21 protein-coding genes are annotated in these 22,546 nt (G+C 67.1%); 13 read left to right on the top strand and 8 right to left on the bottom strand.

Annotated features, from left to right (window positions below):
• The first annotated feature begins 30 nt into the window (after window positions 1-30).
• Window positions 31-1,398, top strand: a complete 1,368-nt coding sequence (locus AL755_RS15690; protein ID WP_082369348.1) for an alpha/beta hydrolase — start codon at window positions 31-33, stop codon at window positions 1,396-1,398.
• Window positions 1,395-3,905, top strand: coding sequence for a bifunctional lysylphosphatidylglycerol flippase/synthetase MprF (locus AL755_RS15685; RefSeq protein ID WP_054011800.1), 2,511 nt, complete (start codon window positions 1,395-1,397; stop codon window positions 3,903-3,905). The genes AL755_RS15690 and AL755_RS15685 overlap by 4 nt, the downstream gene beginning before the upstream one ends.
• 82 nt (window positions 3,906-3,987) lie before the next feature.
• On the opposite strand, the gene AL755_RS15680 is transcribed toward AL755_RS15685, so the two are convergent.
• The 3 genes from AL755_RS15680 to nucS all read right to left on the bottom strand — a co-directional run bounded on the left by AL755_RS15680 (window position 3,988) and on the right by nucS (window position 6,276).
• Window positions 3,988-4,191: a cold-shock protein gene (locus AL755_RS15680; RefSeq protein ID WP_054011799.1), complete on the bottom strand. Its 204-nt coding sequence runs from the start codon at window positions 4,189-4,191 to the stop codon at window positions 3,988-3,990.
• A 103-nt stretch (window positions 4,192-4,294) separates the two neighbouring features.
• Entirely contained in the window at window positions 4,295-5,545 is a 1,251-nt protein-coding gene (locus AL755_RS15675) for an N-acetylglucosamine-6-phosphate deacetylase (RefSeq protein WP_054011798.1), read from the bottom strand.
• A 35-nt stretch (window positions 5,546-5,580) separates the two neighbouring features.
• Window positions 5,581-6,276, bottom strand: a complete 696-nt coding sequence (gene nucS / locus AL755_RS15670) for an endonuclease NucS (protein ID WP_054013110.1) — start codon at window positions 6,274-6,276, stop codon at window positions 5,581-5,583.
• An 83-nt stretch (window positions 6,277-6,359) separates the two neighbouring features.
• On the opposite strand from nucS, the gene AL755_RS15665 reads away from it, so the two are divergent.
• Together AL755_RS15665 and AL755_RS15660 are read left to right on the top strand one after the other, a co-directional pair.
• Window positions 6,360-6,686, top strand: coding sequence for a hypothetical protein (locus tag AL755_RS15665; RefSeq protein WP_054011797.1), 327 nt, complete (start codon window positions 6,360-6,362; stop codon window positions 6,684-6,686).
• A gap of 10 nt (window positions 6,687-6,696) precedes the next feature.
• Window positions 6,697-7,494, top strand: a complete 798-nt coding sequence (locus tag AL755_RS15660) for an alpha/beta hydrolase (protein ID WP_054011796.1) — start codon at window positions 6,697-6,699, stop codon at window positions 7,492-7,494.
• Window positions 7,495-7,505: 11 nt separating this feature from the next.
• Here the strand turns inward: AL755_RS15660 and AL755_RS15655 are convergent, their stop codons facing one another.
• Both AL755_RS15655 and AL755_RS15650 read right to left on the bottom strand, forming a co-directional pair.
• Window positions 7,506-8,489, bottom strand: coding sequence for a nucleoside hydrolase (locus tag AL755_RS15655; RefSeq protein WP_054011795.1), 984 nt, complete (start codon window positions 8,487-8,489; stop codon window positions 7,506-7,508).
• A 126-nt stretch (window positions 8,490-8,615) separates the two neighbouring features.
• Complete coding sequence (locus AL755_RS15650; RefSeq protein ID WP_054011794.1) at window positions 8,616-9,935, bottom strand: AI-2E family transporter; 1,320 nt, start codon at window positions 9,933-9,935, stop codon at window positions 8,616-8,618.
• A 282-nt stretch (window positions 9,936-10,217) separates the two neighbouring features.
• On the opposite strand from AL755_RS15650, the gene AL755_RS15645 reads away from it, so the two are divergent.
• From AL755_RS15645 to AL755_RS15615, 7 genes are all read left to right on the top strand, one after another.
• Window positions 10,218-12,338 (top strand): hypothetical protein, encoded by a 2,121-nt coding sequence (locus AL755_RS15645; RefSeq protein WP_160318920.1) that lies wholly within the window; start codon window positions 10,218-10,220, stop codon window positions 12,336-12,338.
• A 61-nt stretch (window positions 12,339-12,399) separates the two neighbouring features.
• Window positions 12,400-13,335 carry a tetratricopeptide repeat protein gene (locus tag AL755_RS15640; protein ID WP_054011792.1) on the top strand — a complete coding sequence of 312 codons (936 nt, stop codon included), beginning with the start codon at window positions 12,400-12,402 and terminating at the stop codon, window positions 13,333-13,335.
• Window positions 13,336-13,418: 83 nt separating this feature from the next.
• Window positions 13,419-14,210 (top strand): ABC transporter ATP-binding protein, encoded by a 792-nt coding sequence (locus tag AL755_RS15635; RefSeq protein WP_054011791.1) that lies wholly within the window; start codon window positions 13,419-13,421, stop codon window positions 14,208-14,210.
• Window positions 14,192-15,775, top strand: a complete 1,584-nt coding sequence (locus tag AL755_RS15630; RefSeq protein ID WP_054011790.1) for a hypothetical protein — start codon at window positions 14,192-14,194, stop codon at window positions 15,773-15,775. The genes AL755_RS15635 and AL755_RS15630 overlap by 19 nt, the downstream gene beginning before the upstream one ends.
• A 166-nt stretch (window positions 15,776-15,941) precedes the next feature.
• Entirely contained in the window at window positions 15,942-16,724 is a 783-nt protein-coding gene (nagB, locus tag AL755_RS15625) for a glucosamine-6-phosphate deaminase (RefSeq protein ID WP_054011789.1), read from the top strand.
• Between the two features lie 138 nt (window positions 16,725-16,862).
• Window positions 16,863-17,180: a DUF3039 domain-containing protein gene (locus AL755_RS15620; RefSeq protein WP_054011788.1), complete on the top strand. Its 318-nt coding sequence runs from the start codon at window positions 16,863-16,865 to the stop codon at window positions 17,178-17,180.
• 106 nt (window positions 17,181-17,286) lie between these two features.
• Entirely contained in the window at window positions 17,287-19,059 is a 1,773-nt protein-coding gene (locus AL755_RS15615) for a DEAD/DEAH box helicase (protein ID WP_054011787.1), read from the top strand.
• 44 nt (window positions 19,060-19,103) lie between these two features.
• Here the strand turns inward: AL755_RS15615 and AL755_RS22515 are convergent, their stop codons facing one another.
• The 3 genes from AL755_RS22515 to AL755_RS15605 all read right to left on the bottom strand — a co-directional run bounded on the left by AL755_RS22515 (window position 19,104) and on the right by AL755_RS15605 (window position 21,608).
• Window positions 19,104-19,439: a GIY-YIG nuclease family protein gene (locus AL755_RS22515; RefSeq protein WP_082369347.1), complete on the bottom strand. Its 336-nt coding sequence runs from the start codon at window positions 19,437-19,439 to the stop codon at window positions 19,104-19,106.
• 193 nt (window positions 19,440-19,632) lie between these two features.
• Entirely contained in the window at window positions 19,633-20,253 is a 621-nt protein-coding gene (locus AL755_RS15610; protein ID WP_054011786.1) for an isochorismatase family protein, read from the bottom strand.
• 11 nt (window positions 20,254-20,264) lie between these two features.
• Window positions 20,265-21,608: a nicotinate phosphoribosyltransferase gene (locus AL755_RS15605; RefSeq protein WP_192841623.1), complete on the bottom strand. Its 1,344-nt coding sequence runs from the start codon at window positions 21,606-21,608 to the stop codon at window positions 20,265-20,267.
• Window positions 21,609-21,645: 37 nt separating this feature from the next.
• Here AL755_RS15605 and clpS point away from each other — a divergent pair, with 37 nt between their 5' ends.
• Together clpS and AL755_RS15595 are read left to right on the top strand one after the other, a co-directional pair.
• On the top strand, window positions 21,646-21,951 hold the full coding sequence (gene clpS / locus AL755_RS15600; protein WP_054011784.1) for an ATP-dependent Clp protease adapter ClpS: 306 nt from the start codon (window positions 21,646-21,648) through the stop codon (window positions 21,949-21,951).
• Complete coding sequence (locus tag AL755_RS15595) at window positions 21,944-22,510, top strand: DUF2017 domain-containing protein (RefSeq protein WP_054013109.1); 567 nt, start codon at window positions 21,944-21,946, stop codon at window positions 22,508-22,510. Before clpS ends, AL755_RS15595 begins: the two co-directional genes overlap by 8 nt.
• Window positions 22,511-22,546: the final 36 nt, after the last annotated feature.

Here is a 22,546-nt window from a genome sequence, read left to right as displayed (position 1 = left end):
GGGTTGTTTATTTAGAGGGCAAGTGGTCTCGTGCTGAAATGGATTTACGGAATTGAGCTGGCCTCCGGGCCCGTTCCCGTCGTCGCCCTGGGTGTGGGCGCACTGGCCCTGGCCTACCTGCTGATCCGCAGGTCCCCCAAGTGGTGGATCTTCGCCGCCGTGAGTGCCGTGGCATCGGCCGCGGCCGCCATGGCGCTGTGCTGGGCCGTCATCAACGTCTGGTACTGGTGGCCCGAAGACCTGCCCACCACCATCGTGGTGTGCGTCGGCTTTGCCATCTGGGGCCTGGCCCTGGGACTGGCGACGGCGCTGCTTGGCCTGGGCCGGGCCGTCCGCCACGCGCGCACGGCACGCCACGGCGTATCCGGGCTCCCTCGCCAAACCTCCCCGGTGCGCCGCTTGACGGCCGTGGTGGCCGCGGTGGCCGTCCTGTCCGTCAGCGCCCTGCAGATCAATGCCTATTTTGGCGAGTACCCCACGGTGGGCAGCCTGGTGCACGGTGCGCCGATCCTTGCCGAGGGAATCCCGCACTACCTGACCAAGAAGGACGCCGTCCGCTACCGGGCGCTGCCCGTCAAGGACGGCTGGAGGACCCCGCGCGTGATGCCCGCCTCGGGTGACTTCCGCCAGGTCACCATCCCCGGCACCCGTTCGCACTTCGACGCCCGTCCCGCAATCGTGTACCTGCCGCCGGCCTATTTTGCCCGCAGCCGGCCGCTGCTGCCGGTCGTGGTGCTGGTCGCCGGGCAGCCGGGCGCGCCGTCGGACTGGCTCCAATCCGGGCACCTGGCCCAAACCCTGAACACCTACGCCCACGCCCACGACGGCCTGGCACCCGTGGTGGTCATGCCCGACCCCAACGGCAGCGAGACCGGCAACACGATGTGCATGAACTCGGAGCTGGGCCGGGTGGACACCTACATGGCCGTCGACGTGCCGCACTGGATCACCCACACCCTCAACGTGGATCTTAACCACCGGCACTGGGCCGTGGCCGGATTCTCCTACGGCGGCACGTGCGCAGTGCAGATGGTGACCCGCCACCCCAACGTCTACGGCTCCTTTGCCGCCATCTCGCCGGAACGCGAACCCGCCCTCACGGCAAACCGTGCCGTGACCATCCAGCGGGCTTTCAACGGGCACACGACGGCGTTTAATGCCGTGGTGCCGATGACCTTGCTGAAGGATCGGAAGTATCCTGAAATCGACGGCTGGTTCGCCTCCGGGCAGCAGGACCCCGTGTACATGAAGAACGTCGCAACGCTCGCATCCGCCGGTCGAAAGGCAGGGATGAAACTGACCACCACCTCCTTCCCGGGCGGACACTCCTGGGTGATGGTCAGCCAGGCCCTGCCCGTGGCCTTCGCGTTCCTCGGCGCCCGGCTGGGGCTGCAATGACGGCGGCGGTAACCGGCTGGATCCGGCGCATCCCCTTCACGCTGTTCGTGCTGGCGGCGACCCTTTTTGCGCACGCCGCCACCGGTACCCTGCTGCGGCCTCCGGGTGCCGCGCTGGCCGGTGTTGCCGGATTCCAAACCACCGACTTCTTCACGGGCCAGTGGTGGTCCATCTTCAGCACCATGTTCCTGACGCCGAACCCGGCGGCGCTCTTTGCCGCGGCCGCCGTGCTCCTTGGCGTATTGGGGCTGGCCGAGATCACCCTGGGGTCCTGGCGGACGGTGGCGGTGTTCTTCTCCAGCCAGCTCGGCGCCGTCGTGCTGATGACCGGGCTGGTGGGGGCCGGCACGGCCGTGCATCTGGAATGGCTTGCCGGCATGCGCGAGGCAACCCTGCTGGGCCCCTATGCCGCGTCTGTGGGCGCCCTGATGGTGGCCAGCCGGAGCATCAGCGTGCTGTGGCGGCGCCGGGTACGTGCCGTGACGTTTGCCGCGGCCGCGATGCTTTCCCTCTATGTGGGGCACGCCCAAAACCTGTTCATCCTGCTGGGCGCCGTCGTCGGCCTGGTGCTGGGCATGGCATTGCTGCCGGCTCGCAACCCCGCATACGCCTCGCGGTCCACCAGCCGCGAAGTGCGGACCAACCTGGCGATCGTGGTGGCCGTCTTTGCCGTGGGGCCGCTCATGGCGGAGCTGGCGCACGTCCCCGTGGGCCCGCTGGCCGTCATGCGGAACCTGATCGTGAACCCCGTGCCCACGCTGAACCAGTTGCAAAACAGTTGCACCGTGGGGGAGCCGGGGTGCCAGGGCATGGTGCACAGCATGGGCCTGCTGGGGCCCGGCGGACACCTGCTGGGGCTCGCTCCGATGTTGTTGCTGCTGGCCTGTGCCGAGGGGCTGCGCCGCGGAAACCGGCTGGCGCTCTGGGTTGCCGTCTACCTGCACGTGGTGATCGGTGTCATGAGCGGCATCTACCTGCAGGTCTTTGCCGGCTTTGGCCTGCCGCTGCGGCGCGGGCACCGGGTGGTCAGCGTCAGCGGCTCCGTCTGGGAACTGTTGCCGGTGGTGCTGGTGCCGTTCCTGATAGCCCTTGTCCTGGTGGTGTACCGGCGGCACTTCCACATCGACCCCAACCCGGAGGTGCGCCGGCGCGCCTTCGTGCTGCTGCCCTCGATGCTGGGCGTCTTCGTGGCGCTGTATTCCGTGGCGTGGTTCGTCGAGGGCAACATGGATGGCCCTCATGGCTGGGTGGGGTTGCTGGCCAGCCTGCCGCGGGTGCTGCTGCCGTATCCGTTCCCGTTCAGCTACGCCGCGGGCGTCTACCCGCACGGTTTTGCGTCCACGCTGCTCTTCAGCATTGGCGGGCCCGTCTTCTGGCTGGCGAGCGTGTTGAGCGTGCTCGGGCTGTTCGTCAGCCGACGGGTGCTGCGCGGCGCCGCAGGTACGGACAGGGCCAAGGCTGCGGAACTGGTGCGCCGCGGCGGCGATTCGCTGTCCTGGATGACGTTGTGGCCCAACAACAGTTACTGGTTCAACGCCGCCGGGACCGTGGCAATCGCCTACCAGCCGCACTTTGGTGTGGCCGTGACCGTTGGCGGGCCCGTGGGCGAGCCAGGCGATTACGCAGCCGCCCTGGACGAATTCCTCGAGTTCTGCACCGTCCAATCGCTCACGCCGTGCCTGTATTCGGTGACCGATGCGAATTGGCGCGGGCTTCACGACCGTGGATTCCGGCGTGCGGCCGTCGCCTCCGAAACCCTGCTGGATATTCAATCCATGGAATTCAAGGGCAAGGAATGGCAAAACGTGCGCACAGCCCTGAATAAGGCCGCGAAATTGAATATCACGCCCACCTGGTGCCGCTATTCGGAATTGTCCACGGGCCTGCGCACCCAGATCCACGAAATTTCCGAGGAATGGGTCTCGGAACGGGCCCTGCCCGAAATGGGGTTCACCCTGGGCGGGGTGGAGCAGCTCAAGGACGACGCCGTGCTGCTGTGCCTGGCCGTGGACGACTCCGGGCGCATCCACGGCGTCACGAGCTGGCTGCCGGTGTTCTCCAACGGAGAGGTGGTCAGCTGGACCCTTGACTTCATGCGGCGCAACACGGATGCGTTCAACGGCGTCATGGAGTTCCTCATTGCCGAGGCCGTGCTGCACTTCCGGGACAGGGTCTCCACGATTTCGCTCTCCGGAACGCCGCTGTCCATCAGCCCGGATACCGACAGCGATCCGGAGCCCGAGGACGACGAGCCGGCGAATCCCCTGGAAGTCCTTGAGGACACGTCCATGGAGCGGTTCCTGGCCCTGCTGGGGCGCACGCTGGAACCCGTCTACGGCTTTGCCTCGCTGGCCAACTTCAAACGCCGCTTCCAGCCCCAGCACCGCACCCTGTACATGATGTACCAGGACCCGTTGTCGCTGCCGGCGATCGGGCGGGCGGTGGGCGAGGCCTACATGCCCAACGTCTCGGTCCGCCAGCTGGCCAGGCTGCTGCGCAAGTCCTAATCGGCCGGCCCGTTCTTAGGTGAGGGCACGAATAAGGCCCCCGGCAACCGTGCCGGGGGCCCTATTCACGCGGGTTGGAACCCTAGAGCGTGGTCACGCCGGTGGCCTGCGGGCCCTTGGTGCCCTGGCCGATCTCGAATTCAACGCGGGCGTTTTCATCGAGGGTCTTGAAACCGCCGCTTTGGATTTCCGAATAGTGCACGAATACATCGCCCTCGGCATTGTCGGGGGTGATGAAGCCGAAGCCCTTTTCAGCGTTGAACCACTTGACGGTTCCCTGTGCCATTGTTTCTCCTCGTAAATGTTTCTGCATATCTAAAGACAGCACACAGCATGGCATGCATCACAGCATGGGTCAACGAGGTAAACATTCGTGACCGAATTATTAACTAGCGCAGCCATTCGCCGGCGCGCAGCACCTTCTGCAGCTCCAACTCGGCGTCGACAATCACGGCGTCGGCGCGCAGCCCGCGGCGCAGCGAGCCAACCTCGTCGGTCAGTCCCAGCACGGCGGCCGGCACCACGGTGGCGGAGCGCAGGGCGTCGGTGAGCGACACTCCGGCCTGCACGGTGCGGCGCACCACGTCCAGCAGGGTGGCCGTCCCGCCGGCAATGGAACCGGTGGCGTCCAGGGTGGCCACGCCGTTGGTGACGGTGACGGGGGAGGGCCCGAGCATGTACTGGCCGTCCGCGAGCCCCGCCGCCGCCATGGAGTCGGTGACCAGCAGGATGTTCTCCGCCCCCACCAGCGCAAAGACGGTCTTGACGGTTTCCGGGTCCAGGTGGGTGTTGTCGGCCACGAGTTCCACGGCGGCCTGCCCGGCTGCCGCGGCCCGCAGGCACGCGGCCACGGGGCCCGGGGCCCGGTGGTGCATGGGCGGCATGCCGTTGAAAAGGTGGGTGACGGTGGGGCGGCCGGAGACGCCGTCGAACCCGGTCGAGTCCAAACCGTCGCGGGCCTGCTCGAGGGAGGCGGCGGCCGTGGCCGTGTCCGAGTCGGTGTGGCCCACGGACGGGGTGATGCCGTGTGCTGTCAGCAGGTCCACGAGGTCCTCGGCGCCGGGGAGCTCGGGGGCGTAGGTCATGGTGATGATGCTGCCCTGGCCGGCCTCGATCAGTTCCGCCGTGAGGTCAAGGTCGGGGTTGAGCAGGAAGGCCGGGTTCTGTGCGCCGCAGCGGGCGTGCGAGAGGAACGGGCCCTCCAGGTGGATGCCGGCCAACAGGCCCTCGTCGGTCATTCTTGCGTAGATGCCGATGCCCTTGATGAGGTCGGCGGGGGAGGCCGTGACCATGCTGGCCAGCAGCGTGGTGGTGCCGGCCTTGTGCAGGAACTCCACGGCCGTGCGGGCGGATTCCTCGTTGCCGCTGGGGAAGTCTCCGCCGTTGCCACCGTGGTTGTGCAGGTCCACCAGGCCCGGGAGCACATAGTGCCCGGCCGGGATGGAGATGACGTTGGCGGCGTCCACGTCCTCGGCCGCGAAGTCGGGCTCGTCAAAGTGGTCGGCACGGCCGGCGTACACGATCCTGTCGCCGGCAATGGCGAGCAGGCCGCCCTCCACGACGCCGTGGTCGGTGATGATGGATCCGTGGATCAGTTTCTTTTCAAGGCGTGGGGCGGGGGTGCCGCTGGCAACAGTCATGCTGTTTAGTCTATCCAGCCGCCACGGCCCAACAGTTAGAAGAGCCGCGAGGCGCTGTCATCTACGCCGCGCATGGCGTCGTAATCAAGGGTCTTGCACTCGATTCCCCGGTCGGTGGCCAGGACGCGCGCCTGCGGCTTGATCTGCTGGGCGGCAAAGATGCCGCGCACGGGGGCCAGCAGCGGGTCCCGGTTGAGCAGTTCAAGGTAGCGGGTGAGCTGTTCGACGCCGTCGATGTCGCCGCGGCGCTTGAGTTCGATGGCCACCGTGGCACCCTTGGCGTCGCGGGCCAGGATGTCCACCGGGCCGATGGCCGTGAAGTACTCCCGGCGGATCAGCGAAAAGCCGTTGCCGAGCAGTTCGATCTGGTCAGCGAGCAGGCGCTGCAGATCGGCCTCCACGCCGTCCTTGATCAGGCCCGGGTCGGTGCCAAGGTCATGGCTGGACTCGTGGAGTTGTTCGTAGATGTTGATGATGAGTTTGTCGTCGGCCTTGGTGGATTGCACGATCCACTGCTCGGTCACGCCCTCCTCGAGTTCGCTGTCCGCGGCGGCCACGGTGCGCAGGGTGGCGGGCGGGCTCATCCAGTTCAGCGGCTTGTAGGAGCCGCCGTCGGAATGGACCAGGACGGAACCGTCGGCCTTGACCAACAGGAGCCGAACGGCCAGGGGAAGATGGGCTTTGAGGCGTCCGACGTAGTCGACGGAGCACTTGGCAATGACTAAACGCACGCCTCCCACTTTAGACGATGCCGGGGCGGCGGCCGCGCGGGCCCAAGTGGGCAGCACCGGCACCCGTGCGGCACAATGGTGGGATGCCCCGCTCAAACCATCCGCGCCGCCGTCGTACCAGCCAGGGCGGCGGGAAGGGCGACGACGAGGGCTTCAGCCTTGACCGCACACGGCTGGGCGTGCCGCAGCGCCAGTCCGCCCCCGACGGCGAATGGGCCGTGCGGTCCATCACGGCGGGCAACGCGCAAAAAACGTACACCTGCCCGGGCTGCAACCATGAGGTGGCGCCCGGAGTGGCCCACCTGGTGGTGTGGCGGGAGGATGCCATGTTCGGCGCCGAGGCCGGGCTGCGCGAGCGCCGGCACTGGCACAACAACTGCTGGCGCGGGCGCAGCTTCCGGTACAGATAGGCTGGTTGACATGGTTTTTGATCCCGCAACCCTTGCCTTTGTCGACACCGGCGCCCCGGCCGCGGTCCGTGCCGCCACGATCCTGCCCGCCGTGCGCGAAAACATTGAACTGACGACGGCGGACGGGCTGACCCTGGTGGGGGAGCTGGCCCTGCCGGCCGACGGCGTTGTCCGGGCAACGCTGATCACTCTGCACCCGCTGCCCACCCACGGCGGGTTCATGGACTCCCACGTCTACAAGAAGGCGTCCTACCGGCTGCCCGCCCTGGCCGGAATCGCGGTGCTGCGCTTCAACACCCGCGGCACGGCGTCCCCGCGCGGCACCAGCGGCGGCGCCTTTGACGAGGGGCTCGGCGAACGGCTCGACGTCGACGCCGCCGTGCAGTTCGCCGTGGATCGCAGACTGCCCAACCGCTGGCTGGTGGGGTGGTCCTTCGGCACCGAACTGGTGCTGAAGTATGGCGCCGTGCAGCCGGTGGCCGGCCAGGTCGAGGGTGCCGTGCTGCTCTCTCCGCCGCTGCACCGCGCCGTGGACACGGACTTGGCGGCCTGGGCGGCGTACGGGAAGCCGCTGACGGTCCTGGTTCCCGAGTTTGACGACTACCTCCAGCCGCCCGCAGCCCGCGAACGGTTTGCGGCCGTGCCGCAGGCCCGGCTGGTGGCCGTTGCCGGAGCCAAGCACCTCTGGGTTGGGGAGAAGTACGCGGCCCGGGCATTGAACGAGATCGCCTCCACGGTCCTGGGTGTCGCCGTGGAGCTGCCCACCGAATGGCAGGGCCCCGTCGCGGCGCTCCCCGCTACGCCCTAGGCTGCTTCTTCCTAGCTGGCGTCGACGGTCGCGGGGTAGTCGAGCAGGCTCTGCACCAGCAGGGGGGCCAACGGCTTGTCGGTGGCCAGGACCACCCTGCAGTTGGCGCCGGGCTGGTCCACGGGGCCCAGGCGCTGCCCGCGCAGGTCGCAGATGGTCTGGCCGCGGCCGGGCCCGTCGGTTGTGTCAACGATGACGTTGACGCGGGGGGCGTTCGTGGGGGTGATGCCGCCGACCGCGATGGCCGTGGCGAGGGGGTCGTGGAGTGCCGAGGCGCGGCGCCCGTAGAAGTCCACATAGAAGTCAAAGTAGAAGTCGAGGATCCGGCCCAGGGCGCTGACAAACGGGTGCCCCGCGTTTTCAAGCGCCTCGCGGTGGGATTCCTCCAGGACGTTTTCAAGCGTAATGTCGAGCGGGACAAGGGTCACGTCCCAGTCTGCGGCGATGGATTCCGACGCGGCTTCGGGATCGTTCCAGATGTTCGCCTCGGCGACCGGGGTGACGTTGCCGGCCACCAGAGCGGCGCCGCCCATGATGGTGAGGTCCTTGACTCGGGTGGGCAGTGTGGGGTCCAGGCGCAGGGCAAGGGCGATGTTCGTCATTGGCCCGATCGTGACGATCGAGAGCTCGCCGGCATGTTCGTGGGACAGTGCGATGAGCAGCTCGGCGGCACTGCCGCCGCGCGGTTCGATGTCCGCCGTGGGTAATTCCACGTTGCCCACGCCGTTGGCGCCGTGAATGTGCGGAACGCCGCCGTCGTACGGGTGGGCCAGCGGGTCATGGGCGCCCACTGCCACGGGAATGGTTCCCCGGCCGGCAAGCGCCAGCAGGTCAAGGGTGTTGCGGGCCCCTTGTGCGGCGGAGCAGTTGCCGCTGACGGTGCCAATGCCCACCAGATCGGTTGCGGGGTCGGCGAGCAGATAGGCAAGGGCCAGGGAGTCGTCGACCCCCGTGTCGCAGTCGAGGTAAACGGTGCGGGTTGCCGAGGGGGTCATGGGTGTTCCTTTTCACGAGGGGCTCGTCGTCGTCGCCGTCAAAGCTTTAGGTAAGATGTTATACCTAATGGCTGTGACCACCAACACCGCGCGGACCGCAGACCCTCCCCGCCAGCCCCGCTGCGCCTAGTGTTTGTCCTGGCGGGAGATGAATACTTCCTTGACCAGCAGCATGACGGCGGCGGCCGTGGGAATGGCGATCAGCGCCCCCAGGACGCCCAGCAGGCTGCCGCCGGCGATGACCGAGATGACGGCGACGGAACCCGGCACGGCCACCGCCTTTTCCATGATGCGGGGGGAGACGAAATAGGCCTCGAACTGCAGGTAGGCGATGTAGCAGATGGCGTAGATCAGGGCCGTTTGCCAGCCTCCCGTCAGGCTGACGGCTATGACGACGACGGCGGCGAGCATGCCGCCCACCAGCGGAATGAAAGCCAGCAGCGCCACCACGAACGCCAGCAGCACGCTGAACGGCACATGCAGGATCGACATGATGATGAAGGCATACGTGGCGTTGAGCACCGCCACGCACACCTGCCCAATGACGTAGTTGCCCACGCCGCGGGTGATTTCCTCGCTCAGTTCCTCAACCCGGGCCCGGCGTGAGCGCGGAGCGAGTCGGTAGCCCCATTTCTTGATGCCGGGCAGGGACGCCAGGAAGTACAGGCTCAGCACCAGGACGATCAAGGTGCCAAAGAGCCCGTTGGCGATGGTGGTGCCAACGCCAACCACGCCGCCAAAGATGCCGCCCACGGCCTGCGCGTTCTGGAAGAACTTGGCAACCTGGGCGTTGATGGTGTCCAGCACGTGGTACTGGACGTCCAAGTGCTGGAAGAAATCGGAGGTCAAAAAGTCGTTGATCCAGCCGGGGGCCTTGACCACCAGCTGGGTGGTCTGGTCGATGATGGTGGGGATCAGCGTGGCAAAGAAGATCGCCACGATTCCCAACAGGCCCAGCAGCACCACCACGATGCCCAGCGGCCGGGGCACCTTGCGGTTTTCCAGCCAGCGCACCACGGGGTCGAGCCCCAGCGAGATGAACAGCGCCGTGACGATCCACAACAGCAGTTGCGAGGTGTTGGTGATCATGTAGTTCAGGAACAACGCAATGCCCACGCCCACCGTGCCCATGAACCCGAAGTAGATGGGATGGCGGAACAGGCTGGCGCCCGGGGCGGAATCGACCGCCGCAGCGTCGGCGGCCACCGATTCCTCGACTGTCGGCAGGTCGAAACGGACGCGCGGGTGGGCGCCCGGCAGCGGCTGCTTGACCCGCTTGAGCAGCCAGGCGCGCAAGCCGTGGGCCGGTTCGGCGGCTTCGGCCTCTTCCGGGGCGGCGCCGTCGTCGGTTGCTTCGGCGGCTTCGGTGCCCTCGGGGGCGTCGTCGGGAAGGTGCGCCCCGGCGTCGGAAGACCCTGTGGCGTCTGGTTCGTGGGGGGAGCTCAAGGAAGGCTGCCTTCGTGTCCGGGGCGGGAGAAGAGGCCACCGGCCCCGACTCGTTGATGGTGGTTTGACATTATCAGCGCAGGGCCGCCGAAGCCGCCATTTGGCGCCCCCGGATGCGTGGGATTCCGGCACCGTCCGGCCCCGCAGGGCGCGCGGGTGAAGGTGAGATCAAGCTCGCAAAACGCCCCGCAAAGATAACGGTTCGGTTACCCTAGAACAAACGATCAAAGTAGTTGTCCGCCGATGTTAGGTATGTACTTGCGTTCAAAGATTGCAATTGTCTTGGCCATTTTGGGCCTTCTCGTCTTGGGGTCCGGGATTGGCCAGCGCACCATTTGGCTGCCCCCGGCGACCATCACCGCCGCTGTTTCGGGCAGTGTGGCGTCGGCTCCATTGACAGTCATTGGGCCCGAGGTGCTCAATGCGAAGGGCGGGAATTTCACCCTGAACATCAAGTCCGCGGGCCCCATCCAGCTTGCCGTGGGCCAGCAGCGCGACATTACCGGATGGATCGGCGACGCCGCCCACACCGACGTAACCGGCGTGAACTCCGACTTCTCCGCCCTGACCACGCAGAGCACGAAGGGCGCCCAGAAGGTTCCCAACCCCGCGGGCTCGGACATGTGGGTCAGCGAGGAAAAGGCCACCGGCGAGCTGAACTACACCTGGCAGGCTCCCGGCCACGGCGACTGGGCCCTGCTGGTCTCCTCGGACGGAACGGCCCCGGCCCCCACCGACATCTCCATCACCACCGCCAACGACGCCGGCACCCCCTGGGCCGTGCCGCTGATGATCATTGGTTCGGCCCTGCTGGCATTGGCCGCGCTGCTGTTCTGGATTGCACCACGCACCCCCAAGCCGGCCGTCGCGGCAGTGCCCGGCCGCCGCTCAGCCGGGCGGAACCCGTCCGATCCTGCCACTGGCGCCATGGAGGTTGCCAAGCTGGTGGCCGCCCGCGAAGGTACAACGGACGAGCCGAAACCGGCGACCATCGCCGACGCCCGCCGCGCCAAGCGCGCGGCTGCCGCGGACGACGTCGAAACGCCCGCCGCAGCGCCGGCACCCGACGCCGGCCACGCCGCAGCGCTTCCCAAGGACGTCTTTGGTCCCACGGAAACCCCCGTTGAGGGTGGCTCGGTTGAGCCCAAGGCCGACGACACGGTCGAGGACACGGCCAGCGACACCAAGTCCGAGTCCACGGTTGAGGCCGAGGACGACGACACCGACAGCGATGCCGGCACCCCGGGCGATTCCGGCCCGGCCGACGCCTCCGGTGAGGGCAACTCCTCCGCCAAGGATTCGGCCCCGGGGAAGCCTGAAAAGAACGAATTTGCGGTGGCCCCCGCTCGCAAGTTTGGCCTGTCCCTGAAGGCACGGTGGGGCGCCGCCCTGGCCGCAGTCCTGGTTGCCGGAAGCATGGGCCCGGCCGTCGCCGCGGATTCCACGACACCGGCCCCCACACCCTCGGCAAGTGCCACGGCTTCGGCAAGTGCCACCGCCTCGGCGACCGCCACAGCCGCCGCCACGGCAGGAGTGCCGGTGCTACTGGACAGCCAGGTCGAACGGATCGCCGTCGCCGTCGCCGGGGTGGTCAGCACCGGCGACAACGCCAAGAACGCCAAGGAGCTCGAGCCCCGCGTGGCGGGCATGGCGCTGGACATGCGTGCCGCCAACTACAAGATCCGTTCCAAGGATGCCAAGCAGGCCGCACCGGAGCCGGTCAACAGCTCCACGCTCCTCGCACGCGTCGTGACCACTGCGTCCACCTGGCCGCGGTCGGCCATGGCCGTGACCAGGGGTGCGAACAATTCCCTGCCGCAACTGCTCACGCTGGTGCAGGCAAGTGCGCGGGAAAACTACAAGCTGGTCCAGGCCACGCCCCTGCTGCCGGGCCAGACCTTCCCCACCGTGGACAAGGAAGGCTCCGCCGCGTTGCCCCTGGATTCGGCAACCGGACTGCTCATGAGTCCCAAGGACGCCGTGGCGGCCCTGAGCGACCGGCTGACCAAGGCCGACAGCAAGTGGAAGGCGAGCTTCAAGGAAAGCGTCTACATCACCAGCGCCCTTGACACGCAGGCCAACGTGGCCAAGGAAGCCAAGGACGCCAGCTACGTGTTCAGCCACACGGCCAACAACGACTCCACGCTCGCCATGCGCACCTCCGACGGCGGAGCCATGGTGGTGGTCGGCTACACCTTCGGCATCAATGCAACATCGAAGGCAGACGCCACGCTGACCATCGGCGCCGACGCGGCCGTCCTTGCCGGCGGCACGCAAACCACCAAGGGTTTCGTGCTCAGCTACGCGGAACCGATCGTCATGGTCATCCCGCCGGCAGGTGCGGGAAGCCAGATCACCATCGTCTCCGCCACCCGTTCGCTGGTCGGGGCCAAGTTCAGGTAGTGGTTTTTCGCCCGCGGCGTGAAATGGAATCGCCGCGGGCCGGCACAGTTAGAGTGGATTCATGAGCCAAAACAGTTCCATGCCCGCGAACCCGGCCGCCGGGATCAACCTGCGCGGCGCCGTCGACCTTTCCGCCCTGAAGGCCCGTGCCACCGCCCCTGCGGGCGCCCCCACGGGCGGTTCCCCGTACGCGGTGGACGTCAACGAGCAAAGCTTCCAGGAATTCGTGGGCCTGTCGCAGACCGTGCCCGTCGTCGTCTCGCTGGGCTCCAGCCGTTCCACCCAGTCGGCCGCGCTCAACGGGGTCCTGGAAAAACTCGTCACCGACTATGCCGGCCGGATCGCCCTGGGCCGGGTCGACGCGGACACGAGCCCGCAGATCGCCCAGGCGTTTGGCGTGGCGGCGCTCCCCACCGTGGTGGCCCTGGTCAAGGGACAGCCCGTGCCCCTGTTTGAAGGCGAGCTGCCGGAGGAACAGATCAAGTCGTTCCTGGACGAATTGCTCAAGGTGGCCGCCAGCAACGGCGTCACCGGCAACCTGGGCGGACTGCCCGACGACGCCGAACCTGCTCCGCTGCCGCCCCTCCACCAGGCCGCTTACGACGCCATCGAAGCCGGCGACCTGGCCACCGCCCAGGCCGCCTACGAGAAGGCCCTGGCCGAAATGCCATCCGACACGGACGCCAAGGTGGGCCTGGCCCAGGTGAACCTGATGCGGCGCACCGCGGAGATCGACACCGTGGCGGCCGACGCGTTCCGCACCCGCGCCGCCGGCGACCCCGACGACCTTGACGCCCACCTGGCCGTGGCCGACCTGGACGTCACGGGCGGCCACGTTGAGGACGCCTTCGCCCGGCTCGTGAAGTACATTTCGCTGCACTTTGGTGCCGAACGCGAACCCGCCCGCGTGCGCCTGCTCGAACTCTACGACGTGATCGGCGTCGGCGACCCGCGCGTCTCCACCTCCCGCCAGGCGCTGGCGAGGGCCCTGTTCTAAGCCGGAGGGCTCCGGCGCGGCCGGGGGCGAAGTCATCCTTTTGGATGGCGTAAGCAGGACGACCGGATTGTTAGGGTGGCGGCATGACCCAAAATCCTTCATCCACAGCCGCCGCCACCCGGCCCCCGGCACTGGCAATCCGGGGACTGGCCAAGCGTTTTGGCCCCAAGATCGCCGTCAACGGCATTGACCTCGACGTGCCGGCCGGCTCCTTCTACGGCCTGGTGGGCCCCAACGGCGCCGGCAAGACGACGTCGTTGTCCATGGCCACGGGCCTGCTCCGGCCCGACGCCGGGGCCGTGTGGGTGCGCGGCGTATCCGTCTGGGAGCAGCCACTGGAGGCCAAGCGCCTCATGGGCCTGCTGCCCGACGGCGTGCGGCTCTTTGACCGGCTGACCGGCGAGCAGCTCGTCTCCTATGCGGGCCTGCTGCGCGGCATGGACAAGGGCACCGTCACGGAGCGGGTCAAGGACCTGTTGTCCGCCCTCGACCTGTCCAAGGACGCGGGGACCCTGGTGGTCGACTACTCGGCCGGCATGACGAAGAAGATCGCGCTGGCCTCGGCGCTCATCCACGCCCCGAAATTGCTGGTGCTCGATGAGCCCTTTGAATCCGTGGATCCGGTGTCGGCGGCGAACATCCGCGACATCCTGGCCGACTATGTCAACAACGGCGGCACGGTGATTGTCTCCAGCCACGTCATGGACCTGGTCCAGCGCATGTGCGACCACGTCGCCGTCATCGCCGGGGGCAATGTACTCGCCGCCGGCACGGTGGACGCCGTGCGCGGAAGCCAAAGCCTTGAAGAGAAATTCGTGGAACTTGTCGGTGGCCGGAACCAAGGTGCGGGGTTGCAATGGTTGCGCACCTCCTAAGGCTCAAGCTCGCGCTGCTGCGCAACTCCCTTCGGCGCAGCGCCATGCAGGTGGTGGGACTGGTGTTCGCCGCCATCTACGGGCTGGGCGCCCTAGTCATGGTGATCGTGGCCCTGGTGCTCGTGGGCACACAGGGGCCCGCCGTCATCGGCACGGCCGTGATCCTCTCCGGCGCGGCCCTGTTCATTGGCTGGCTGGTGATTCCGGTCGTCGCCGCGGGCCTCGACATGACCCTTGACCCGGCCAGGTTCACCACCTTCGCCATCCCCATGCCGGTCATGCTCACGGGACTGGCGCTGTCCGGCTTCCTGGGCATCCCCGGCGCCGTGACCCTGCTGGCCTCGGTGGGCACCGCCGCCGCCTGGTGGCAGCACCCCGTTGCCGGCGTCGTCGCCGTTCCCTGCGGTGCGCTGGCGGCCTTGAGCTGCATCGTGGCCTCCCGTGCCATGACGTCGGCAAGCGCCAGCCTGGCATCCTCCCGACGATTCAAGGACATCAGCGGGATCGTGCTCCTGGTTCCGTTGCTGTTCTTGGGGCCCATCATCAACGGGGTCTCCGCGGGTGTCTCCAACTTTGCCCAGTACCTGCCCGCCCTGGCCAACACGCTTTCCTGGACCCCCTTGGGCGCCGTATGGGCCGTGCCTGCCGAGGTGGCCGCCGGGAACTTTGGGGCGGCCGGGCTGAAGTTCCTGATCGCCCTGGCCACGGTGGCCGTCCTGGCCTGGATCTGGCAGCTGTGCCTGGCCAGGGCCCTCGTCACCCCCGCCTACGCGGGCAGTGCGCGCCGCCGCGGCGGGAAGATGGGCTTCTTCAGCGTCTTCCCCGCGACCGCCGCTGGTGCCGTCGCCGCGCGGTGCCTCAGTTACTGGTTCCGCGACCCCCGCTACAGCGCCGGGCTGATCATGGCGCCTTTGCTGCCGCTCGTGTTTGTCTTTGCCGGCGCCAGGGCTGCCGGCGGGGACGCGATCGGCCTGGCCCTGGGACTTGGCGGCGCCTTTGCCGCATTCCTAGTGGTCTGGTCCATCTCCTCGGACATTTCCTATGACAACACGGCGTTTGCGCTGCATCTGGCCGCCGGCCTGCCGGGCACGGCGGACCGGGCCGGGCGCGCCATGGCCGCCGCCGTCCTGGCCCTGCCGCTCGGGGTGGTGTACGCGATCGTCGGGGCGGCGCTGGGGAACAGCTGGGCGCTGCTGCCGGCAACCCTGGGACTCCTGGTGGGCGTGGTGGGCAGCGGGCTGGGGCTTTCAAGCGTGTTTTCCTCGCGCTTCATCATGAATGTGCCGCTGCCCGGGGACAGCCCCCTGAAGTCCAAGCCGGGCAACAACTTCTCCACGATCCTGGTCCAGCTGGCGGGGTTTGCCGGCGTCGTGCTGCTGGTGCTCCCGGAAGGGGTGCTGACCGCCATGGCGCTGGCCACCGGCCGGCCGCTCTACGGCTGGCTGTCCCTGGTGGTGGGGCTGGTGCTCGGCGCCGTGTTCCTGGTGGTGGGGATCCGGCTCGGGGCGCGGCAATATAACCTCCGCGGACCGGAATTGTTGCTGGCCGTTTCTGTAGACCGCTGACTCTCGCTAAGGTGAATACCAGCGAACTCGTTTCGCCGGCAAAAGCGCCCTGTCCGTCCTCCGTCACCGGTGGATGCCGACGGGGCGTTCCTGCAACCCACTCCACCCAAGGCCGGAACACCCGTAGCGGCACCGGCGCCTTGAAGCCGTGAAAGGAACGTGTTTCATGGAGGTCATCATCCTCCCCAGCAGCAAGGAAACCGGCGCTCTCGCCGCCGACGCCATCGAGGCGCTGGTGCGCAGCAAGCCCAACGCCGTCCTCGGCCTGGCCACAGGTTCCTCCCCGCTGCCCATTTACGACGAGCTGGCCCGCCGCCACGACGAGGAGGGCCTGAGCTTCACGCAGGCCCACGGCTTCGCCCTCGACGAATATGTGGGCCTCCCGGTGGGGCATTACGAGTCCTACCGCGAAGTGATCCGCCGCGAATTCACGAACCGCGTGGACGTTGCAGCCGAAAACGTGCACGGCCCGGACGGTGCGGCCGATGACATCCTGGCCGCCTGCTCCGCCTACGAACAAGCCATCAAGGCCGCCGGCGGCATCGACCTGCAGATCCTCGGCGTCGGCACCAACGGCCACATCGGCTTCAACGAGCCCGGCTCCTCGCTGGCCTCGCGGACCCGGATCAAGACCCTGGCGGAGCAGACCCGCCAGGACAACGCACGGTTCTTCGACAGCGTCGACCAGGTCCCGCACCACGTCGTCACCCAGGGCCTGGGCACCATCATGGACGCCCGCCACCTGGTGCTCGTGGCATCCGGCGCCGGCAAGGCCGACGCCGTGCGCAACTTTGTCGAGGGCCCCGTCTCGGCCTCGTGCCCGGCGTCGATCCTGCAGTTCCACCCGCGCGCCACCGTCATCATCGACGAGGCCGCCGCCTCCAAGCTGGCCGGCGCGGCAACCTACCGCCACGCCTACAACAACAAGCCCACCTGGCAGGGCGTGTAGGGTTTCGCCCGCTTTTCGACGGCGTTTCGACGGCGGGAGGTGCCGGTGCCCACGGGGCCGCACCTCCCGCCGTCGAACTTTTTTAAAACCGGTGTGGTGACCGATCCCTCGGTGAGTCGTTTCGGCGGAACCGCTAGAATGGATTCCATGAGCTTGCCACCAGACCCCTTTGAAAACGATCCGAGGCACAGTACCGGCGGATCCACGGCCGTTATCGAGCGCGAGGAACTGCGCCAAGAGGTTGAACCCGGCGACAGCGAGCGGTTCTCGCACTATGTGCGCAAGGAAAAGATCATGGAATCGGCCATGACCGGTGACCCCGTGGTGGCCCTGTGCGGCAAGGTCTGGACCCCGGGGCGCGATCCCCACAAGTTTCCCGTGTGCCCCGATTGCAAGGCAATCTACGAGGGCATGAACCCCGGCAAGGGCAAGGGACCCAAGGGCCCCAAGGAATAAAGAGCAGCAACGGCAGTTTCAAAGGCGCGTAAATCCGTGCCTTGATTTGGCGTGCCTCCGCAGGGGCGCGCGCCACAGGAAGAAGTGATTTGATGGCGGAAAATTCGTGACGGAAACATTGTTTGGTGGCCCGTCGCTGCCTCCCGCCTACCCGGAGCGCGCGGCTTGGGGAACGGCGCAGAAACTGCGTGCATGGCAGAGCGAAGCCATGGAGAAGTACTTTTCGGAAAACCCGCGGGACTTTTTGGCCGTGGCAACCCCCGGAGCAGGTAAGACCACTTTTGCCCTGCACATCGCCACGCAGCTGATTGCCCGCGGCACCATCAACCGGATCACGATCGTCACGCCCACCGACCACTTGAAGCGGCAGTGGGCCGACGCCGCCGCCAAGGTCGGCATTTCGATCGACCCCAATTTCAAGAACGCAGACGGCCGCCACGGCCGGGGATTCATCGGCGTCGCCGTCACCTACGCCCAGGTGGCCAGCAAGCCGATGCTGCACCGGGCCAAGACCGAGGCCGCCCGCACCCTCGTCATCATGGATGAGATCCACCACGGCGGCGACGCGCTGTCCTGGGGCGACGGCATCCGCGAGGCCTTCGATCCGGCCGCGCGCCGCCTGGCCCTGACCGGAACGCCGTTCCGTTCCGACACGGCCGCCATTCCGTTCGTGGAGTACGCCGAGGACCGCGACGGGATCCGCCGCTCCAGGGCCGATTACACCTACGGCTACGGGGAGGCGCTCAAGGACCACGTGGTGCGTCCCGTTATGTTCATGGCCTACTCCGGGCAGATGCGCTGGCGCACCAGCGCCGGGGAGGAAATGGCCGCCACGCTTGGCGCGCCTGTCACCAAGGACATCACCTCCCAGGCGTGGCGCACGGCGCTGAACCCGGCGGGGGAGTGGATCCCGGCCGTGCTGGCCGCTGCCGACAAACGCCTCACCGAGGTCCGCCGCGCCGTGCCCGACGCCGGCGGCCTGGTCATTGCCACCGACCACGAGGATGCCCGGGCCTATGCGGGCCAGTTGAAGAAGATCACGGGCGAGTCGCCCACCGTGATCCTCTCCGACGACGCCAAGGCCTCGGATAAGATCGACGAATTTTCCGCCAGTGAAAAACGCTGGATGGTGGCCGTGCGCATGGTGTCCGAAGGCGTTGACGTGCCGCGCCTGGCCGTCGGTGTCTACGCCACGTCCACCGCCACGCCGCTGTTCTTTGCCCAGGCCATCGGCCGCTTCGTGCGTGCCCGGAAGCGCGGGGAGACGGCGTCGGTGTTCCTGCCGTCCGTGCCCAACCTGATGGAATTGGCAAACCAGTTGGAGCTTGAGCGCGACCACGCCTTGGACCGGCCGGACAAGGATCCCGACGGCTTCCAGGACGAGGACGCCGAGATGGAGGCCGCCAACCGTGAGGAGAAGGCCTCCGACACCCTGGAGAAGTTCAAGTTCGAGGCGCTCGAATCCCAGGCGTCCTTTGACCGGGTGTTGTTCGACGGCGGCGAATTCGGCACCGGCGGCGAAATCGGCAGCGACGACGAACTGGACTTCCTGGGCATCCCCGGGCTCCTGGATGCCGAACAGATGGGCGTGCTGCTGCGCCAGCGCCAGGCGGACCAGCAGACCCGGCGCAGGCGCAAGAGCGCGGCGGAACCGGAGCCGGAGGCCCCGCCCGTGGTGGACCACCGCATGCTCATGGACCTGCGCAACGAGTTGGCCAAGAACGTCTCCGCGTGGAGCGCCCGCTCCGGCATGCCGCACGGCATGGTGCACAGCGAACTGCGGCGCATGTGCGGCGGCCCGGCCGTGGCTCAGGCCAATGAGCCCCAGCTGCAGCAGCGCCTGAAGAAGCTCCAGGACTGGTTCCTCGGGCGGAAATAGCAGTCTCGGTGGTCGAGCTTGTCGAGACCCGTTCACCCGTAGGCTCACGGTGTCCCTGGTGGCTGGGCTGTTCCGGGTGGTCGGGCTGTGCCCGGTGGTCGAGCTTGTCGAGACCTTGAGAGTGCGGGCAGATCTTCAATCCGTCCCTCAATGAGTGCCTCGCGTTTTGCCCGGCTCCAGCCCTGGATTTGTTTTTCCAAGGCAAATGCCGTGTCGACCCGTTCATATTCCTGGGCCCAGACAAGCGTCACGGGTCTACGACGCCGCGTGTAGGCTGCACCTTCGCCAGCGTTGTGCTGGTTGAGTCGTCGGGCCAGATCGATGGTGCTGCCTACATAGTAGGAGCCGTCGCTGCATCGCAGGATATATACATGTGCCATGCGGCAAGACTGGCGTATCCGAGTCCGTGGATACACCGATAAGTCCCGGTTTGTGGTTAACCGCGCGTTTTCGACCCTTGTGGAGGAACGTACGAGGTCTCGACAAGCACGACCACCGGACGTGTGATCGAGCATGTCGAGATGCAAGGTTCGGCCACTGGGTCTCGACAGGCTCGACCACCGGACGGTCGGGTTACTTGACCTCTACGCCGGCGTCGCCGAGTTCGTCCAGCGCTTCTTCACTGGCGTCGTCGTCGATGCCCAGCACGTAGTCGCGCAGCACCGTGGTGTTGTAGCCGGCGTTGACGGCGTCCAGGGCCGTGGCGCGGACGCAGTAGTCGGTGGCCAGGCCCACGATCACCACGTCCTCGACGTCGTTCTCGCGGAGCCAGTCGTCCAGGCTGACGGGGGAGTCGGCGTCGTCGGGGTTCGCGGCCTCGTGGGCCTCGCGCTCACCAACCATGACCTCGTCCTCCGGCGCCAGGAGACCGTCGAAGCCGGAGTAGGCGGCATCGAACTTGCCCTTGCGGAAGTAGGCGTCGATGTCCTCGGTGTCCAGGTTGCGGTGCAGCGCGGCACCCTTGCTGCCGGCCACGCAGTGCACGGGCCAGCTGTTGACGAAGTCGGGGGTTTCGGAAAAATGGCTGCCCGGATCCACATGCCAGTCCTGCGTGGCGACGATGAAGTCAAAGTCCGGCGCGTCCGCGATCAGCTCGGTGATTTCGCCGGCCAGCTCCGCCCCGCCCGTCACGGGCAGTGAGCCGCCTTCGCAAAAATCGTTCTGCACGTCCACAATGATGAGGGCCTTGGCCATGGATGACTCCTTTAGTTCCGTACTGCTGAGGGTTGTTCGTAATCGGTGGGAATGACGGGTTCGCCGCGTTGCAGGCGCCGGGCGGCACCGGGCATCTCGGCCATGGAGGCCGCATGCCGGGCCGTGGCGCGCCGCACGCCTTCCGCGCCTGTCCAGCCGGGGGAGAGTTCGCCGTCGAACATGAATTGTTCAATGAGGGGGCGGTCGTTGCCGTCGTTCTCGGGCAGGGCACCGATCCCCACGAGTTCCGCAGTGGCAGTGCCACGCTCGTTGAGCCGGCGCAGCGCGTACTTCTTGCCGCCCACGCTGGCCTTGTTCTTCGCGGCCTTGGCGACGGAAACGAACTCGCCGTCGGGGCCTTCGCGGGAGACCAATTTGTACACCATGGACGCCGTGGGGGCGCCGGATCCGGTCACCAGGGACGTGCCCACGCCGTAGGAATCCACCGGCGCGGCGGCCAGTGACGCAATGGCAAATTCGTCGAGGTCGCTCGTGACCGTGATGCGCGTGTTGGTGTTGCCCAGCGAATCGAGCAGGGCGCGGACGTCGTGCGCCTGGGCCAGCAGGTCCCCGGAGTCCAGGCGCACCCCGCCCAGGGCCGGGCCGGCAAGCGCCACGGCCTTGCGCACGGCCGCTTCGACGTCGTAGGTGTCAACGAGCAAGGTGGTGTCCGTGCCCAGGGACTGCAGCTGGGCGCGGAACGCCTCCTCCTCGGAATCGTGCAGGAGCGTGAAGGAATGCGCCGCCGTACCCTGCGTCAGCACGCCGTAGCGCAGGCCGCATTCAAGGTTTGAGGTGCTGTGGAATCCGGCAATGACGGCGGCGCGCGAGGCAGCCACGGCGGACTCCTCCTGCGTGCGGCGCGAGCCCATCTCAATGCAGGGACGCGAGCCGGCGGCGGTGATCATGCGGGAGGCGGCGGAGGCAATCGCGGAGTCGTGGTTGAGGACCGAAAGCACGTAAGTTTCCAGGATGCACGCCTCGGCGAACGTGGATTCGATCGTGAGGATGGGCGAATTGGGGAAATACAGTTCGCCCTCTGCGTAACCATAGATGTTCCCGGAGAACTTAAAATCGGCCAGCCAGGCCAGGGTCGTGTCGTTGACCACGTTGTTGTCGGCCAAAAAATCCAGCTCGGCCGTGCCAAAACGGAACTGCTCCAGGCCCTCGAGAATGCGCCCGGTTCCGCCCACAACCCCATACCGGCGCCCGTCCGGCAGGCGCCGGGCGAAGGCCTCGAACACGCTGCGGCGGTGCGCGGCGCCCGAATGCAGGGCGGCCTGGAGCATGGTCAACTCGTAGTGATCCGTGAACAAGGATGTGCGGGGATGGCCCCATGCTGATGCAGTAGTCACGGAATTCACTTTAGTGGGGCAACACTAGAATGGACACATGAGTGTCAGCACAGCCCCGGAAACGGATCGGGACCTATCCACCCACGTACTTTCTACCCCCGACATCCCCTGGGAATTGATTGTTTGGAACGACCCCGTCAACCTCATGAGCTATGTGAGCTTCGTATTCCAAAGCTACTTTGGCTATTCCGAGGCCAAGGCCGAGGCGTTGATGATGCAGGTGCACAAGGAAGGAAAATCCGCGGTGGCCCACGGCACGAAGGAAAAGATGGAGGCCCATGCGGTCGCCATGCACGGTTTTGGCCTGTGGGCGACGGTTCAGAAGGGTGGCGGACGTGGCTAAGGCCTTCAACGCCGGGCGCCGCGGCATCACCGGCTTCCTGGAAACGGCCGAACGCGAGCTGCTGCGCAAACTCTTTGCCGACATCGTCACCATGCTCGAACCCGACACTCCCGCCCACGAGGACCCGCTCGCGGCCCTGATCGGCCTGGACATGGACGTCACGCCGCCGTCGGACCCCGCCCTGCGCCGGCTGTTGCCCGATGCCGTCAAGGACGACGCCGACTCCGCCCTTGAGTTCCGCCAGCTCACCGAACGCTCCTTGCGGGAGACGAAGATCGGTGCGCTGCGTGCGGCGTCGCTGGACCTGGAGAAGGAAAAGCTGGTCCTGGATCCGGACGCGGCAAAGCACTGGTCCATGGCGTTGAACGACGTCCGGCTGGTGCTGGCCGAACGCCTGGAAATCCGTGACGAGGCCGACGCCGAACGCGTCCACCAGGTGCAGGACTGGGGTGACGCGGAGGACGTGGAAAGCTACTTGTCACTCGTCTACAACTTTGTCTCATGGCTGCAGGAAAGCCTCGTCCAGGCGATGCTGGCGCAGCTCAAGAGCGCCAAGTAGCCCAAGGCGTGACGGGGTTTGTGTGGCTCTGTGACA

The organism is Arthrobacter sp. ERGS1:01, from assembly GCF_001281315.1.
Classification (GTDB): domain Bacteria; phylum Actinomycetota; class Actinomycetes; order Actinomycetales; family Micrococcaceae; genus Specibacter.
This window is presented reverse-complemented; position numbering and strand designations above follow the sequence as displayed.